The organism is Acidovorax sp. 35-64-16, from assembly GCF_002281195.1.
GTDB lineage: Bacteria > Pseudomonadota > Gammaproteobacteria > Burkholderiales > Burkholderiaceae_C > Acidovorax > Acidovorax defluvii.
Genome location: NZ_NCFM01000022.1, coordinates 31401 through 47351 on the forward strand (window position 1 = coordinate 31401; position 15951 = coordinate 47351).

A 15951-nucleotide genomic window follows, 5' to 3' on the forward strand; every position below is an offset into this window, starting at 1 on the left:
CCGCCGTACGGTGCCCCACGGAAAACCCGCCACAGCGGGCCCGGCGTATGCGTGGGGTGCTTATTTTTTGGGAGCGCTGGCGGCCGCTGCGGCAGGGGCAGGAGCAGGTGCAGAGGTGGGTGCTGGGGCGGGCGCCTTGAAAGTCCGGCCGTTTACCCTCATGCCTTCGGCAGAAAACTTTCCGGCGCTGGTCTCGCCCACGCCGCGCACCCGCTGGATGAAATCGTCCCAGTCCTTGAATGCACCGTGTTTGCGTTCTTCGATGATTTTTCCGGAGAGGCCGGGCCCGATGCCTTTGATGCCGTCCAGTTCTGCGGCCGTGGCCTTGTTCACATCGACCGCTGCAAACGAGGCAGCGGCATACAGCATGGCAATGATGGTCAGTATTTTTTTCAGCACGGAGGAACTCCTGGTGGTTGATGCGACGCGATGAAATCGCCCAAGCATCATAGCGAGGCAACTGCGGCTTTACGGGCGGCCTGCCGGCACCTGCGGTTCAGATCATGAACCCTCTGCGCTCTCAGAGTTCTTCCACCCGGCGGGCGGGGTAGCTGTCCCAGGTCTGGCAGCCCGGGCATTGCCAGAAATGCTGGCGTGCTTCGAAGCCGCAGGCGGCGCAGCGGTAGCGCGTGAGCGGCTTGACGGCGTGGTCCAGCGCCCGCTGGATCTGCGGATGGAACTCTTCGTGCTCGAGTTTTTCTTCTGCCAGCCACTTGGCTGCTGCCACCAGGGATTGCTCTTTGTCCAGATGCCGGACATACCATTGCCGTGCCGTGGCCGCATCGGTGGGGTTCAGTGCCTGCAAGGCCACGATGCCCTCCAGCACATCCAGCGATGGCGCCTGGGCGTAATGCGCTTGCAGCAACGCCTGCATCTCCGGCGCCTGGCCTGCGGCGATGGCGGTTTCCAGCATCAGGGGGGTGGCCAGGGGTACTGCGGCAGGGGCCTGCCGGCTGAGCGCCTGGAGTGTGCCCAGGGCGGCACCACTTTCGCCCATCAAGTGCTGCAGCCGGGCAAGGTCGATGCGGGCGCGGGCCGCCTCGGGCGCGGTGGCCACCGCCTGGTTCAGCAAGGCCAGCGCGCCGGGGCGGTCGTTGTTGGCGATGCAGGTTTGCGCCTGCTCGCACAGGTAGTGCGCCTGCCGGGTGCTGAAATCACCTTGATGTGCATCGTGCATCTTGCGGGCAATGCCTGCGGCAAGGGGCCAGTCGCGCGAGCGCTCGTAAATGGCCAGCAAGGCAAGGCGGGCCTGGCCCTCAAACGGTGTGCCTTCCAGCTGGCTCAGGGCTGCTTCGGCCCGGTCCAGCAGCCCCGCTTTCAGAAAATCGAGCGCCAGGGCATATTGGGCACGCTCCTGGTCCGCACGGGACAGGTCGCCGCGCGACAAAAGGTGCTCGTGCACCCGCACCGCACGGTCGTATTCGCCCCGCCGACGAAACAGGTTGCCCAGCGCAAAGTGCAGTTCGGATGTGTCGGGATCGTTCTGTACCGCTTCAATAAAGGCATCGATGGCCTGGTCCTGCTGCTCGTTGAGCAGAAAGTTCAGCCCCTTGAAATAGGCCTTGGGAGCACGGCGGTTTTCCGCACGCAGCTGGCGCAGGTCAAAGCGGGAGGCGAGCCAGCCCAGCACAAAGGCCAGGGGCAGGCCCAGCAAAATCCAGCTGATATCAAATTCCATGGGGTGGCAGCAATTCGGCAGACGATGAGGCAGCCGCTGGAGCGGGCGCGGTGGGCGCGGGCGACAGCTTGGTTGAACTATCGGCGCGGCGCGCTGCCCGGCGGTGCTTCCACCAGCGGGGCACCATGCCCAGTACGCCCACCACCAGGCCGGCAGAAAACGCGGTCAACACCACCAGCACCAAAGGCGCCCGCCACTGCGTGCCAAAGAAAAAATGCACGGTGGCGTCTTGCTGGTTGTTCAGTGCGAACGCAAACAGCGTAAAAAAAATGGCTGCCTTGAGCAGCCACAGGAGGTATTTCATGGAGCTCCCCGGTGGTGGGGAGATTCTAAGAGCTTGGCAGTACGGCCCAGCCGTAGCAGCGCTGTGCGCGGTTCATTCATGGATCTGCATGATTTATGCCGACAGCCCTTATGTATAAAGCGCTAATAGCTATTGAACTAATAGCAACCGGTCTTCAAAGACTTGTTTCCAGCTCGGCGGTTCGCTGGTCTACCGCCTCGCGAAGTGCCTTGCCCGGTTTGAAATGCGGCACGCGCTTTTCCGGAATGGCCACGGCTTCGCCGCTGCGCGGGTTGCGGCCCATGCGTGGCGGGCGATGGTTGACCGAGAAACTGCCAAAGCCCCGGATCTCGATGCGGTGCCCATGCACCAGGGCATCGCCCACCGCGTCCAGTATGGTCTTGACGGCGAATTCGGCATCGCGGTGCGTGAGCTGACCAAAGCGGGCGGCCAGTTCTTCGACGAGGTCGGAGCGGGTCATGGAGTCTTGGGGCATGGCAGGAGAATCAAAGGCTGAAAGAGAAGCGGGCGCACAAGGCGCCCGCTGTCTGACCGTCTAGGGAGCCTCTGCACGAGTCATCGCGTCGTGTGCATCTGCGGACTCGGGCGGTCTGCGTTGTCGCAAATGCTCGCAATAGCCAGGCTATTGCTGCGCTTTGCGCCTAGCAGGCCACCGCGATCCGCAGCGCACACTTGCCGCTCGATTCGAGCAGATGCTCCCGGGTCAGTGCTTTACTTTTCCGAGTTGTCCAGCTTGGCGCGCAGCAGGGCGCCCAGGCTGGTCGTGCCGGCGCTTTCGCGGCTCGACTGCTGGCTCAGGTTGGCCATGGCGCCTTGTTCGTCGGCCATGTCCTTTTGCTTGATCGACAGCTGGATGTTGCGGGTCTTGCGATCCACATTGACCACCACAGCGGTGACTTCGTCGCCTTCCTTGAGCACGTTGCGGGCATCTTCCACGCGGTCGCGGGAGATTTCCGAAGCGCGCAGGTAGCCCACGATGTCTTCGCCGAGGTCGATTTCAGCGCCACGGGCGTCCACGGTCTTGACCTTGCCGGTCACCGTCTGGCCCTTGTCGTTCACGGTCACAAACGTGGTGAACGGGTCGCCATCCAACTGCTTGATGCCCAGGGAGATGCGCTCGCGGTCCACGTCCACGGCCAGCACGATGGCTTCGACTTCCTGGCCCTTCTTGTAGTTACGCACGGCGGCTTCGCCGGTTTCGTTCCACGACAGGTCGGACAGGTGCACCAGGCCGTCGATGCCGGCAGCCAGACCCACGAACACGCCGAAGTCGGTGATCGACTTGATAGGACCCTTGACGCGGTCGCCGCGCTTCGTGTCCTGTGCGAATTCTTGCCATGGGTTGGCCTTGCACTGCTTCATGCCCAGGCTGATGCGGCGCTTGTCTTCGTCGATTTCCAGAACCATGACTTCGACTTCGTCGCCCAGCGAAACCAGCTTGGCGGGAGCGATGTTCTTGTTGGTCCAGTCCATTTCAGACACGTGCACCAGGCCTTCGATGCCGGGTTCGAGTTCGACGAACGCGCCGTAGTCGGCAATGTTCGTGATCTTGCCGAACAGACGGGTCGATTGTGGGTAGCGGCGGTTCACGCCCATCCATGGGTCGTCGCCCATCTGCTTCAGACCCAGCGAGACACGGTTCTTTTCGGTGTCGAACTTCAGGATCTTGGCGGTGATTTCCTGGCCAGCAGTCACCACTTCGGATGGGTGACGCACGCGGCGCCATGCCATGTCGGTGATGTGCAGCAGGCCGTCGATGCCGCCCAGGTCCACGAACGCACCGTATTCGGTGATGTTCTTGACCACGCCTTGAACGATGGAGCCTTCCTTGAGGGTTTCCATCAGCTTGGCGCGCTCTTCGCCCATGGAGGCTTCCACCACAGCGCGGCGGCTCAGCACCACGTTGTTGCGCTTGCGGTCCAGCTTGATGACCTTGAATTCCATGGTCTTGTTTTCGTACGGCGTCAGATCCTTGATCGGACGGGTATCGATCAGCGAACCAGGCAGGAATGCGCGGATGCCGTTGACCAGGACAGTCAGACCGCCCTTGACCTTGCCGCTGGTGGTGCCAGTGACGAATTCGCCGGATTCGAGGGCCTTTTCCAGGCTCATCCACGAAGCCAGACGCTTTGCGGTGTCGCGCGACAGGATGGTGTCGCCGTAGCCGTTTTCGATGGAGCCAATGGCCACCGACACGAAGTCACCCACTTGGACTTCGACTTCGCCCTTGTCGTTCTTGAACTCTTCCAGCGGCACGTAGGCTTCGGACTTGAGGCCGGCGTTGACCACGACGAAGTTGTGCTCGACGCGCACAACTTCAGCGGTGATGACTTCGCCTGGGCGCATTTCCGTGCGCTGCAAGGATTCTTCAAAAAGGGCGGCAAAAGATTCGGACATGTGTTTCCTTGCCACAAACAGGATTCCAGTAGCACCATTGCTACTGTTTTTATAGCTGCTTGCGGTGGTTTTTTGCGGTAAAACCGCGGGTTAGGTTATCGATCCAGGCAACCTGTGCGCTGGCGCGCGAGAGGGGTCGCATGGGCCTGTTGCAAGGCCTTGCGGTCTTGCCTGCGGGGCCCCTTTTTTAGGAAGGCCCCACACGTTTCAGCGCTGCGCAGTCACTGCGAAAGGCTGGCGCTCTTGCCACCATGACAACACCTGGTTGACGGCTTCATCAATCGTCAAGGTGGAGTTGTCCAGGACCAGAGCATCTTGCGCAGGCTTGAGGGGTGCGACGCTGCGGGAGCTATCCCGGGCATCACGCGCCTCCAGATCTGCGCGAAGGTCGTCGATATTAGCCGAAAAACCCTTTGAAATCAACTGTTTATGGCGGCGTTCTGCGCGGCAGGAAGCACTGGCCGTCAAAAACACCTTCAAAGGAGCGTCCGGGAAGATCACGGTGCCCATGTCCCGGCCATCGGCCACCAGGCCCGGCAGGCGCTGAAAGCCGTGCTGCAGGTCGACCAGTGCGGCGCGCACGGCAGGCAAGGCGGACACGCGCGAGGCGTTCATTCCGGCTTCTTCGGTGCGTATGGCGTCGGTCACGTCGTCGGCCCCCAGCAGCACGCGGCCTGCCTCAAACCGCACGGGGAGGCTGCGTGCCAGCGTGGCAATGGGCGCTTCGTGGGCGGCATCAATGCCCAGTCCCGCCCGCAGCGCAGCCAGCGCGGTGATGCGATACATGGCACCGGAGTCCAGGAATTCGTAGCCCAGGCGCTTGGCCACGGCCTCGGCCACCGTGCCCTTGCCGGAGGCCGTTGGGCCATCGATGGTGATCACGGGAACATGGCGGGGCAGGGCGTGGGCCACCGAGAACAGGGCCTCGAAGTAGTCCGGAAACGTTTTGGCCACGCATTTGGGATCTTCGATGCGCACCGGCAGGCCGGCCGGGTTGAAGGCTGCCAGTGAGAAGCACATGGCCACACGGTGGTCGTCGTAGGTGTGGATGCTGGCGGCTTTCCAGTCCTTGACCAACGCCGGGGGCGTCACTCGAATGGAGTCAGGTCCCTCTTCAACCGTGGCACCGAGCTTGCGCAACTCGGTGGCCATAGCGGCGATGCGGTCGGTTTCCTTCACGCGCCAGCTGGCGATGTTGCGCAGCGTGGTGGTGCCTTCAGCATAGAGCGCCATTACGGCGAGTGTCATCGCGGCATCCGGGATGTGGTTGCAGTCCAGATCGATGGCCTTGAGGGGCCATGCGCCGCGTTCGATCTGCAGCCAATTGGGGCCGCCCGTGATCACGGCTCCCATGGCCCGGGCTGCATCGACAAAGCGGATGTCGCCCTGGATCGAATCCAGGCCTACCCCCTGAATCCTTATGCCATTTTGGCCGCTGGTGCTTGATGCGATTGCGCCAAGCGCTATGAAATAGCTAGCGGATGATGCGTCCGCTTCGACATGGATGTCGCCGGGAGACTGGTAGCGGCTGCCTGCAGCAATGGTGAACCGCTGCCAGTTCTGGTGCTCGACCACGATGCCAAAGCGCGCCAGCAGCTGCAGGGTGATGGCGATGTAGGGCTTGGAAATCAGCTCCCCCACCACGTCGATCGCGATGCTGTGCGTGCCAGCCGCCAGCGGCAGCGCCATGAGCAGGGCGGTAAGGAACTGGCTCGATACGTCGCCGCGCACGCGGATGGGCGAGGCAAGCGCCAACGCAGGCACGCCGTCCGCATGGGCGATGCGCAGTGGCGGATAGCCATCGTTGCCCAGGTAGTCAATATGGCAGCCCAGCTGACGCAGTGCATCGACAAGATCGCCAATCGGGCGCTCGTGCATGCGCGGCACCCCGGACAGCTCGAACTCGCCGCCCAGCAGCGCCAGCGCTGCCGTGAGAGGGCGCATGGCCGTGCCGGCATTGCCCATGAAAAGCTGAGCGGGCGATTGGGGCGATCGGTCACCCAGACCCGTGATGCGCACGGTGCTGCCTGCTTCTTCGACCGTGCAACCGATCTGACGCAGCGCATCAAGCATCACGCGCGTGTCGTCGGAGGCCAGCAGGTCGTGCACGGTGGTGGTGCCACGGCTTAGCGCAGCCAGCAGCAGCACGCGGTTGGAGATGCTTTTGGAGCCGGGAAGGTGCACGCAGCCCCCGGCAGTGTCGAGCGGGGGCAGATCGAGAAAGGCGGTGCTGAACATCTATCGGTTTCTGGACGTGCGCTGTGCGCCCATGCGCCAGTGGGCGCGGGTTTCGCTGGCCAGGGTGAGCATGTCTTCCAGTCGCTGTGCATCGCCTTTTTCCATGGCCTGCTCAAAGGTGTGCAGGGCCTGCTGGAACAGGCGCGACTGGGCCAGCAACTCTTCACGGTTGGACAGCAAAATGTCGCGCCACATCTTGGGGTCGCCCGCAGCGATGCGGGTGAAGTCGCGAAACCCCGGACCTGCCAGCGACAAAAAATCATCGCCGTTTGATTGCCCGGTGATGCTGTTCATCATGGCAAACGCCAACAGATGCGGCAGGTGACTGATGGCCGCAAAGGCCGCATCGTGGGACTCGGGGGACATGCTGGTCACCCGGCAACCCAGCGCGGTCCAGACTTCTTCGGCTTTCTGCAACTGCGCTGTGAGGGTTCGCTCGATAGGGGTGAGGATGACCTGACGGCCACTGTAAAGCTCGGCGTCGGCGTGTTCCACACCGGAAACCTCGCGCCCTGTAATAGGGTGGGCCGGCACGAACGAGCCCAGCTGGTCGCGCAGCGAGCGCCGGGCCGCCTGCACCACGTCGGCCTTGGTGGAACCCACGTCCATGATCAGCATTTGCGGAGTGACAAGGTGCTTGATGGCCTTGAGAGTGGCCTCCGTGGCGGCGACTGGCACGGCCAGCAGCACAATGTCGGCCCCTGCCACGGCCAGCAAGGCCGATGGCGCCTCGACGTCAATCACGCCCAGCTGGCGGGCGCGGTCGGTGGTGGAGGGCGATTTGCTGTAGCCCACCACCCGTTTGACGAGGCCTGCCTTTTTCATTGCCAGAGCGAAAGAGCCTCCCATGAGGCCGCAGCCGATCAGTCCGAGTTGTTCAAACATGGCGGCCTCTCATGCTGAAACGGGGTAGGTTCCCAGAACCTTGTAGAACGCGCACAGACTGCGCAGCTCTTCCAGAGCCCGCGCCACATGGGGGTGTGCGGGATGCCCGTCGAGGTCGATGTAGAAGTAATACTCCCACTGGCCGGTGCGCGCGGGGCGCGACTCAAAGCGTGTCATGGAGACACCATGGGTCTTGAGCGGCACGAGCAAGTCATGCACGGCGCCGGGCCGGTTGGGAACCGACACGATCAGGCTGGTGCAGTCCTTGCCGGAAGGCGGCGGAGTCTGCAGCGTGTCGGGCAGGCAGATGATGGCGAAGCGCGTGCGGTTGTAGGCGTCGTCCTGTATGGCGTGGGCGACGATGTGCAGGCCAAACTGCTGGGCCGCGCGCTCGCTGGACAAGGCGGCCCACGCGGGGTTGGTGGTGGCCAGGCGCGCGCCCTCGGCATTGCTGGAAACCGGGCGTCGCTCGGCATGCGGCAGGTGCTTGGACAGCCAGGCCTGGCACTGTGCCAGCGCTTGCGGATGGGCCAGCACCACGTCGATCCCGTCGAGCGAATTGCTCGTGCGCAGCAGGTTGTGGCGCACCAGCAAGCTCACCTCGCCGACCACATGGGTGGGCGTGTGCAGGAACATGTCGAGCGAGCGCGTGACCACGCCTTCGGTGGAGTTTTCGACACCCACCACGCCATATTGGGCGCTGCCGGCGGCAGTGGCATGAAAAACTTCATCGAAGTTGGCGCAATACATCAGGTCTGCGGCGCCGCCAAAGAACTCGATGGCCGCCTGTTCGCAGAACGTGCCTTCCGGGCCCAGCACGGCCACGCGTTGCGGCGATTCAAGCGCCAGGCAGGCGGACATGATTTCGCGCCAGATGGCCGCCACGTGGGCGCCCTTGAGCGGCCCGGGGTTGGCGGTCTGTATCTTCTCGATCACCTGCGCCACGCGATCGGGGCGGAAGAAGGGCGTGCCTTCGCGTTTTTTGATTTCGCCCACCCGCTCTGCCACCAGCGCGCGCTGGTTCAGCAGCGTGAGCAGTTGCTGGTCGATGTTGTCGATCTGCACGCGCAGGCTGGCGAGTTCGGGTGAGGCTTGCGGATTGTTCATGAATGACTGAGGCGTTCGCGGGGCGTGCGCCTGAACGGGTGTTCAGGCGGTTTTTTGTTCAAATTCTCGCATGTAGTCCACCAGCGCCTGCACGCCTGCCAGCGGCATCGCGTTGTAGATGCTGGCGCGCATGCCGCCGACCGACTTGTGCCCCTTGAGCTGCAGCAATCCGCGCTCCTTGGCGCCTGCCAGGAAGGCATCGTTGCGGCTTTCGTCCCGCAGGAAGAAGGGCACGTTCATGCGCGAGCGGCAGTTGGCCGCCACCTTGTTCACGTAGAACTGCGACTGGTCAATGGTGTCGTAGAGCAGGCGAGCCTTGGCGATGTTGCGCTGCTCCATTGCCGCCACACCGCTGTGGCTGCCTTCGCGCTGGCGCTTGAGCCACTGGAAGGTCAACCCCGCCACGTAGATGCCCCAGGTCGGGGGCGTGTTGTACATCGACTGGTTGTCGGCCACGGTTTTGTAGTCGAACGCGCTGGGGCACGAGGGCAGTGCGTGGCCCAGCAGGTCTTCGCGCACGACCACCAGCGTAAGGCCTGCGGGTCCCAGGTTCTTCTGGGCGCCGCCGAAGGCCAGACCCACGCGCGACCAGTCCACGGGGCGTGAGGCCACATGGGACGAAAAATCGATCACCAGTGGGGCATCGCTGCCCAGCGCCTTCAGATCGGGCAACTGGTGGAATTCGATGCCATTGATGGTTTCATTGCTGCAGATGTGCAAATAGCTCGCTCCGCGGCTGATTTTCCATGCAGCCGGATCGGGCAGGGTCGTGAAACCAGCATCTTCCCCCGATGCGATCACGTTCACTTCAGACGCGTATTTGCGCGCTTCCTTTTGCGACTTCTGGCTCCAGCTGCCGGTCACCACAAAATCGACGGCCCCAGCGCGCGACAGATTCATTGGCACGATGGCGTTTTCAGCCAGGCCGCCGCCTTGCATGAACAAAATCTTGAAATTGGCAGGCACCGCCAGCAGTTCGCGCAGGTCGGCTTCGGCCTGTTCGTAGATGGACAAAAACTCCTTGCCGCGATGGCTCATCTCCATCACGCCCATCCCGCTACCGTTCCAGTCCAGCATTTCGGCTGCAGCTTGTTCGAGGACTTCGTTGGGAATGGCGGCAGGGCCTGCCGAGAAGTTGTACGGGCGTGTCATTAAATATAGGTCAGAATGGCTGCTAGTGCTTACCAGTTAAGCGCTAACAGCTATTGTTTTTGTAGCATTCAATGTGCGACGAATCGTGCGCTGCTGAAATCAAGCGTCTGGCGAATCTGGAGCTTCGGGCGCAGCGGTGGCGCCACCGTCCGCGCCAGCGTCTCCATCAGTTTCGGCATCGGCCATGTTCGCGTCGTTTTCGACAATGCGCTGCAGGCCGCTGAGCTGGGAGCCCTCGTCCAGCGCAATCAGCGTCACGCCCTGCGTGGCACGGCCGAGTTCACGGATTTCGGACACGCGGGTGCGCACCAGCACGCCCTTGTCGGTGATCAGCATGATCTCGTCGTCGGCATGCACCAGCGTGGCGGCCACGACCTTGCCGTTGCGCTCGCTTTGCTGGATGGCAATCATCCCCTTGGTGCCACGGCCGTGGCGGGTGTATTCGGTGATGCTGGTGCGCTTGCCGTAGCCGTTGATGGTGGCCGTGAGCACACTTTGGGTTTCGTCTTCGGCCACCAGCATGGCGATCACGCTCTGGCCGTCTTCGAGCATCATGCCGCGCACGCCACGCGCCTGGCGGCCCAGCGGGCGCACGTCGTTTTCGTCGAAACGTACGGCCTTGCCACCGTCGGAAAACAGCATCACGTCGTGCTGGCCATCGGTGAGCGCAGCGCCGATCAGGTAGTCGCCGTCATCCAGGTTGACGGCAATGATGCCGCCCTTGCGCGGGTTGCTGAATTCGTCCAGCGCGGTCTTCTTCACGGTGCCCATGCTGGTGGCCATGAACACGTAGCGGTCGGCCGGGAAGGTGCGCATGTCGCCAGTGAGCGGCAGCACCACGTTGATTTTTTCACCGTCTTGCAGCGGGAACATGTTGACGATGGGGCGGCCACGCGATCCGCGCGAGCCGGCGGGCACTTCCCACACCTTGAGCCAATACAGGCGGCCCCGGTTGGAGAAGCACAGGATGTAGTCGTGCGTGTTCGCGATGAAGAGCTGGTCGATCCAGTCGTCTTCCTTCGTGGCTGTGGCCTGCTTGCCGCGCCCGCCGCGCTTCTGCGCGCGGTATTCGCTCAAGGGCTGGCTCTTGATGTAGCCGGTGTGGCTGAGCGTGACCACCATGTCGGTGGGGGTGATCAGGTCTTCGGTGGAGAGGTCCTGCGCGCTGTATTCCACCACGCTGCGGCGGGCGCCCAGCTTGTGCTGGCCGAATTCCTGCTTGATGGCGGTGAGTTCGTCGCCAATGATGACCGATACGCGCTCGGGTTTGGCCAAGATGTCGAGCAGGTCTTCGATGACCGCCATGACTTCCTTGTACTCGGCCACGATCTTGTCCTGCTCCAGACCGGTCAGGCGCTGCAGGCGCATTTGCAAAATTTCCTGGGCCTGCGTGTCCGACAGGCGGTACAGGCCGTCCTGGCCCATGCCGAATTCCTTTTCCAGGCCCTCGGGGCGGTAGTCATCGGCGTTGATCATCCCCCCATCGGCGCGGGTGCGCGTGAGCATTTCGCGCACCAGCTTGCTGTCCCACGAGCGTGTCATCAACTCCGCCTTGGCAACGGGCGGCGTGGGCGATTCGCGGATGATGCGGATGAAGTCGTCAATGTTCCCCAGGGCAATGGCCAAGCCTTCAAGCACATGGCCACGATCGCGCGCCTTGCGCAGTTCAAACACGGTGCGGCGGGTGACCACTTCGCGGCGGTGCTGCAGGAAGACGCTGATCAAATCCTTGAGATTGCAAAGACGCGGCTGGCCGTCGATCAGCGCCACCATGTTCATTCCGAAGGTGTCCTGAAGCTGCGTCTGCTTGTACAGGTTGTTGAGCACCACCTCGGGCACTTCGCCGCGCTTGAGTTCGATCACCAGGCGCATGCCGGACTTGTCCGACTCGTCCTGGATGTGGCTGATGCCTTCGATCTTTTTCTCATGCACCAGCTCGGCCATGCGCTCTTGTAGCGTCTTTTTGTTGACCTGGTAGGGCAGTTCGTCAACGATGATGGACTGGCGCTGGCCGCGGTCGATGTCCTCGAAGTGGCAGCGTGCACGCATCACCACCTTGCCGCGACCGGTGCGATAGCCGTCCTTCACGCCATTGATGCCGTAAATGATGCCCGCAGTGGGGAAATCGGGCGCGGGAATGATCTCCATCAACTCGTCGATGGTGGTTTCGGGGTTGCGCAGCATGTGCAGGCAGCCATCCACCACCTCGTTGATGTTGTGCGGCGGAATATTGGTGGCCATGCCGACGGCAATACCTGCCGAGCCATTGACCAGCAGATTGGGCAGTTTGCTGGGCAGTACCAGCGGCTCTTTTTCGCTGCCGTCGTAGTTGGGGCCGAAATCGACGGTTTCCTTGTCGATATCGCCCAGCATTTCGTGCGCGATTTTCGCCAGGCGAATTTCGGTATATCGCATGGCTGCAGCGCTGTCACCATCCACCGATCCGAAGTTGCCTTGGCCATCTACCAGCATGTGGCGCAGCGAGAAATCCTGGGCCATGCGAACGATGGTGTCATACACCGCAGAGTCGCCGTGCGGGTGGTATTTACCAATCACGTCGCCCACGATACGGGCCGACTTTTTGTAGGGTCGATTCCAGTCGTTGTTGAGCTCGTGCATGGCAAAGAGCACGCGCCGGTGTACGGGTTTGAGGCCATCCCGTGCATCGGGCAAAGCTCGCCCCACGATAACGCTCATTGCGTAGTCGAGATAACTGCGCCGCATTTCCTCTTCGAGGCTGATCGGCAGGGTTTCTTTGGCAAACTGGGTCATTGGGAGGCGGCGGTGACGGCAAAGGAAAGCCATTTTAGGGGCAAGAGCGTGTAGCGCCTTAGCAACATATCGTGGCAATTGGGCTTTTGTCCTACGGAACCTAATGCACAGCCCCCGCACTTGCCCTGTTACGTATGGCACAATCGATTGAACGTTTTTGGTGATGGTCACCGATGACGTCCTGATTCGCAGCGCGGCTGCGGCTTTTTCCCCAAGAGGAGAACCATGAAGAAACTGAACAAAGTGGCGATGTTGTTTGCCTCCGCAGCGCTCGCAACCGCCGCTGGCGCACAAACCGTTGACAACTGGAAGAATGGCTCCGGCGAGCTGGTCTGGAAAAACGGCACCAATGAGTACTGCTGGCGCGATGCCTTCTGGACGCCCGCAACGGCTGCTCCAGGATGCGACGGTGCGTTGGTTGCTGCTCCTGCTGCTGCTCCTGTCGCTGCTGCACCCGCAGCTGCTGCACCTGCTGCCAAGCCTGCTCCAGCACCCGCCGTGGCCACCAAGGTGACCTACGCTGCTGACGCATTCTTTGACTTCGACAAGTCCGTGCTGAAGCCCGAAGGTAAGGCCAAGCTGGATGACCTGGCCTCCAAGGTCAAGGACATCAACCTGGAAGTCATCATTGCCGTGGGTCACACCGACTCCGTCGGTTCTGACGCCTACAACCAGAAGCTGTCCGTGCGTCGTTCCGAAGCAGTGAAGGCCTATCTGGTCTCCAAGGGCATCGAAAAGAACCGCGTGTATACCGAAGGCAAGGGTGAAAAGCAGCCTGTGGCTGACAACAAGACCAAGGAAGGTCGCGCCAAGAACCGCCGCGTCGAAATCGAAGTGGTTGGTACCCGCGCTACCAAGTAATCTTCGGATTGCTCAGAAAAAGGCCCCGAGATCGGGGCCTTTTTTTACGTCTGTCCGTTCGTTCTCCGTAGCTTGATGGAAAATGGTGATCATGAGTGAAACTGTGAATGCTGATCCCGCCGAATTGGCTAAATTTTCTGAACTAGCCCATCGATGGTGGGACACTGACAGCGAATTTCGTCCGCTGCACCAGATCAATCCGCTTCGACTCGGCTGGATTGATGGCTTTGCAGGCCTGTCTTCCAAGGTGGTGCTCGATGTGGGTTGTGGCGGAGGCATTCTGTCAGATTCCATGGCACGCAAGGGGGCCAATGTCACCGGCATTGATCTCTCCACAAAAGCACTGCGCGTAGCCCGGCTGCATGCTTTGGAGGCGCAAACTTCCAACCTCCAGTTCCGGGAAGTGAGTGTTGAAGCCTTGGCAGCAGAACAGCCGGCCAGTTTCGATGTTGTGACATGCATGGAAATGCTTGAGCATGTGCCAGACCCCGCGTCCGTCGTTAAGGCTTGCGCGCAGCTGGTTAAACCGGGGGGATGGGTCTTTTTTTCTACCATCAACCGTAACCCGAAGGCATTTGCGCTGGCCATCGTGGGGGCTGAGTACATTTTGAACATGCTGCCACGCGGTACGCATGAATACGCCAAACTGATTCGTCCAAGTGAACTTGCTGCCAGTTGCCGCGCAGCTGGTTTGGACGTCACGCACACCTGCGGCCTGGAGCACAATCCGCTCACGCGTCGCTATTGGCTGGGTGATGACACTAGTGTCAACTACATGTTTGCCACACGCCGTGGTGTTTGAAGCGCTGTATGTTTTCTGACGTTCGTGCCGTATTGTTTGACTTGGATGGCACCTTGATCGACAGCGCACCTGACCTCGGTGCTGCCGCAGACAAAATGCGCACCGACCGGGGTATGCCCTCGTTGCCAGCAGAGCGTTATCGCCCAATGGCTGGTGCTGGGGCGAGGGGCATGCTGGGCGAGGCTTTTGGCATGACGCCCGAGCACCCAGACTACGAAGCATTGCGTGAAGAGTTTTTCGTCAATTACGAAACTCGAATGACCCATCTGACCACTGTTTTTGATGGCGTCGGTCATCTGATTGAGCAGTTGCTTCAGCGGCAACTGATGTGGGGCGTGGTCACCAACAAATCGGCCCGTTTTACGGAGCCGCTCACGTTTGCCATGCCGCTGTTTGCTACTGCTGGGGCGGTTGTGAGTGGAGATTCAACACCTCACGCCAAGCCGCATCCTGCTCCGCTCCTGGAAGCTGCATCGCGTCTGGGATTGAATCCTGACCGCTGTATTTATGTGGGCGACGATCACCGAGATATCGTCGCGGGGCTTGCTGCCGGAATGGGAACCGTAGCGGCGACGTATGGATATCTGGGGGATAGGGCTGATCCCCTGCAATGGGGCGCCCACGCGGTAATTAATTCACCGCTTGACCTCTTGCAATTGCTTGAGAAGGCCTAAAATACGCTTTGTAGGGGCTGTCCTGGTTTCGACGTGGGTTCGGAATCGGTGTGGTGCATGTCGAGCTTGAGTCACGCTCGTAAATCTCGATTTAAAAAACTAACTGCAAACGACGAACGTTTCGCACTCGCTGCTTAATTGCCAGTGAGCCTTGCAACAGTTGGCCGATGGGCTGGGCAAGGGGGTTCTGAGCAATCAGCGCCTCCCGGCTGCAAGGATAATTACATGGGCTGGCTCTGATCCGGGTACCTTGGGTTGGGGTGAGAAAATAGGGTGCTGGCGGCCGGTGTAGCGTGCGACTGCGCGACAAAGGTGGCGAGACTTAAATCAGACCGCTAAACATGTAGATCTGCCCGATGAAGGCTTGCGGACGCGGGTTCAATTCCCGCCAGCTCCACCATAATGTGAAATCTCAACCCTTATCCGGTTGGGATTTTTTTGCCTGTTTCCCCTGTGTTGGCGCGGTTTCACGCGTTGGCCTCTTGAGGACGCTCCGCAGAAACCAAGTTCAGTGTTCGCTGATCACCCCGCAGCCGTCTCCGCAATAAGCACATCGGCCGGGATGCCCAGGCTCTTGTGCAGTCTGCGGATCATGGCCAGCGTCAGCGGGCGCTTGCGACTCAGGACTTCGTAGACGCGGTTACTCTTGCCAATGATCGGCTCAAGATCTTTGACGGACAGACCGCTCTGATCCATCCGAAATTTGATGGCCTCCACCGGATCTGGCGCCGTGATGGGGACATGCTTGGCCTCGTAGGCTTGCACCAGCGTGGCCAGGATGTCCAGGCGATCCCCTTCCGGCGTGCCCAGATCAGGGTCGGACTCCATCAAGGCAGAAATCTCTTTGAGCGTGGCCTTGTAGTCTGCTTCGGTGTGGATAGGGCGGATGTCCATGTTTTTCTCCGTGGCCGGTCAGGCCATTTCAACGGTTTCTGCGTCCACTGCGTCGTATTCTTTGTGGGTGCCGACAAACTTCACGTAGACGATCTGCAACTTGTACGCAATGGCCACGATCAGCCGGTAGTCATTGCCTTTGATGTTGAAGACCACGCGACGGTTCTTCAGCACGCTGGCGCTGCGG

General features: G+C 61.2%; 15 protein-coding genes and 1 other RNA gene. 4 read left to right on the forward strand and 12 right to left on the reverse strand.

Annotated features, from left to right (window positions below; genetic code table 11):
- Positions 1-60 precede the first annotated feature (60 nt).
- The 10 genes from B7Y64_RS13520 to gyrA form a co-directional block, all read right to left on the reverse strand.
- On the reverse strand, positions 61-399 hold the full coding sequence (locus B7Y64_RS13520; RefSeq protein ID WP_291324730.1) for a helix-hairpin-helix domain-containing protein: 339 nt from the start codon (positions 397-399) through the stop codon (positions 61-63).
- A gap of 121 nt (positions 400-520) precedes the next feature.
- Positions 521-1678 (reverse strand): lipopolysaccharide assembly protein LapB, encoded by a 1158-nt coding sequence (gene lapB, locus B7Y64_RS13525; protein ID WP_291324729.1) that lies wholly within the window; start codon positions 1676-1678, stop codon positions 521-523.
- Positions 1668-1982, reverse strand: coding sequence for a lipopolysaccharide assembly LapA domain-containing protein (locus B7Y64_RS13530; RefSeq protein WP_024815342.1), 315 nt, complete (start codon positions 1980-1982; stop codon positions 1668-1670). Before B7Y64_RS13530 ends, lapB begins: the two co-directional genes overlap by 11 nt.
- A gap of 154 nt (positions 1983-2136) precedes the next feature.
- On the reverse strand, positions 2137-2457 hold the full coding sequence (locus B7Y64_RS13535) for an integration host factor subunit beta (RefSeq protein ID WP_024815341.1): 321 nt from the start codon (positions 2455-2457) through the stop codon (positions 2137-2139).
- A gap of 236 nt (positions 2458-2693) precedes the next feature.
- The gene (gene rpsA, locus B7Y64_RS13540; protein WP_291324728.1) at positions 2694-4394 is read right to left on the reverse strand and encodes a 30S ribosomal protein S1; all 1701 of its coding nucleotides are present in this window, start codon (positions 4392-4394) and stop codon (positions 2694-2696) included.
- A 192-nt stretch (positions 4395-4586) separates the two neighbouring features.
- Positions 4587-6617 carry a bifunctional 3-phosphoshikimate 1-carboxyvinyltransferase/cytidylate kinase gene (locus tag B7Y64_RS13545; protein WP_291324727.1) on the reverse strand — a complete coding sequence of 677 codons (2031 nt, stop codon included), beginning with the start codon at positions 6615-6617 and terminating at the stop codon, positions 4587-4589.
- Positions 6618-7502 carry a prephenate dehydrogenase/arogenate dehydrogenase family protein gene (locus tag B7Y64_RS13550; protein ID WP_024815338.1) on the reverse strand — a complete coding sequence of 295 codons (885 nt, stop codon included), beginning with the start codon at positions 7500-7502 and terminating at the stop codon, positions 6618-6620.
- Positions 7503-7511: 9 nt separating this feature from the next.
- Positions 7512-8609, reverse strand: coding sequence for a prephenate dehydratase (pheA, locus tag B7Y64_RS13555; RefSeq protein ID WP_024815337.1), 1098 nt, complete (start codon positions 8607-8609; stop codon positions 7512-7514).
- Positions 8610-8651: 42 nt separating this feature from the next.
- Positions 8652-9761 (reverse strand): 3-phosphoserine/phosphohydroxythreonine transaminase, encoded by a 1110-nt coding sequence (gene serC, locus B7Y64_RS13560; protein ID WP_291329138.1) that lies wholly within the window; start codon positions 9759-9761, stop codon positions 8652-8654.
- 99 nt (positions 9762-9860) lie between these two features.
- Entirely contained in the window at positions 9861-12533 is a 2673-nt protein-coding gene (gene gyrA, locus B7Y64_RS13565; RefSeq protein WP_024815335.1) for a DNA gyrase subunit A, read from the reverse strand.
- A gap of 225 nt (positions 12534-12758) precedes the next feature.
- Here gyrA and ompA point away from each other — a divergent pair, with 225 nt between their 5' ends.
- From ompA to ssrA, 4 genes are all read left to right on the forward strand, one after another.
- The gene (ompA, locus tag B7Y64_RS13570; protein WP_024815334.1) at positions 12759-13394 is read left to right on the forward strand and encodes an outer membrane protein OmpA; all 636 of its coding nucleotides are present in this window, start codon (positions 12759-12761) and stop codon (positions 13392-13394) included.
- Positions 13395-13485: 91 nt separating this feature from the next.
- Positions 13486-14196: a bifunctional 2-polyprenyl-6-hydroxyphenol methylase/3-demethylubiquinol 3-O-methyltransferase UbiG gene (ubiG, locus tag B7Y64_RS13575; RefSeq protein WP_291329142.1), complete on the forward strand. Its 711-nt coding sequence runs from the start codon at positions 13486-13488 to the stop codon at positions 14194-14196.
- 8 nt (positions 14197-14204) lie between these two features.
- Positions 14205-14870 carry an HAD-IA family hydrolase gene (locus B7Y64_RS13580; RefSeq protein WP_291329143.1) on the forward strand — a complete coding sequence of 222 codons (666 nt, stop codon included), beginning with the start codon at positions 14205-14207 and terminating at the stop codon, positions 14868-14870.
- Between the two features lie 13 nt (positions 14871-14883).
- Positions 14884-15270, forward strand: a transfer-messenger RNA (tmRNA) gene (ssrA, locus tag B7Y64_RS13585).
- A gap of 122 nt (positions 15271-15392) precedes the next feature.
- On the opposite strand, the gene B7Y64_RS13590 is transcribed toward ssrA, so the two are convergent.
- Together B7Y64_RS13590 and B7Y64_RS13595 are read right to left on the reverse strand one after the other, a co-directional pair.
- Positions 15393-15764 (reverse strand): type II toxin-antitoxin system HigA family antitoxin, encoded by a 372-nt coding sequence (locus B7Y64_RS13590; RefSeq protein WP_031672505.1) that lies wholly within the window; start codon positions 15762-15764, stop codon positions 15393-15395.
- An 18-nt stretch (positions 15765-15782) separates the two neighbouring features.
- Positions 15783-15951, reverse strand: a 169-nt coding sequence (locus B7Y64_RS13595) for a type II toxin-antitoxin system HigB family toxin (RefSeq protein ID WP_291329150.1), incomplete at its 5' end; no start/stop codon positions are given.

Coding starts and splice junctions, on each gene's coding strand:
- B7Y64_RS13580 (WP_291329143.1), top strand. CDS start 14,205: ATGTTTTCTGACGTTCGTGCCGTATTGTTTGACTTGGATGGCACCTTG.
- B7Y64_RS13550 (WP_024815338.1), bottom strand. CDS start 7,502: ATGTTTGAACAACTCGGACTGATCGGCTGCGGCCTCATGGGAGGCTCT.
- B7Y64_RS13590 (WP_031672505.1), bottom strand. CDS start 15,764: ATGGACATCCGCCCTATCCACACCGAAGCAGACTACAAGGCCACGCTC.
- ompA (WP_024815334.1), top strand. CDS start 12,759: ATGAAGAAACTGAACAAAGTGGCGATGTTGTTTGCCTCCGCAGCGCTC.
- pheA (WP_024815337.1), bottom strand. CDS start 8,609: ATGAACAATCCGCAAGCCTCACCCGAACTCGCCAGCCTGCGCGTGCAG.
- B7Y64_RS13545 (WP_291324727.1), bottom strand. CDS start 6,617: ATGTTCAGCACCGCCTTTCTCGATCTGCCCCCGCTCGACACTGCCGGG.
- lapB (WP_291324729.1), bottom strand. CDS start 1,678: ATGGAATTTGATATCAGCTGGATTTTGCTGGGCCTGCCCCTGGCCTTT.
- gyrA (WP_024815335.1), bottom strand. CDS start 12,533: ATGACCCAGTTTGCCAAAGAAACCCTGCCGATCAGCCTCGAAGAGGAA.
- serC (WP_291329138.1), bottom strand. CDS start 9,761: ATGACACGCCCGTACAACTTCTCGGCAGGCCCTGCCGCCATTCCCAAC.
- B7Y64_RS13535 (WP_024815341.1), bottom strand. CDS start 2,457: ATGCCCCAAGACTCCATGACCCGCTCCGACCTCGTCGAAGAACTGGCC.
- ubiG (WP_291329142.1), top strand. CDS start 13,486: ATGAGTGAAACTGTGAATGCTGATCCCGCCGAATTGGCTAAATTTTCT.
- B7Y64_RS13530 (WP_024815342.1), bottom strand. CDS start 1,982: ATGAAATACCTCCTGTGGCTGCTCAAGGCAGCCATTTTTTTTACGCTG.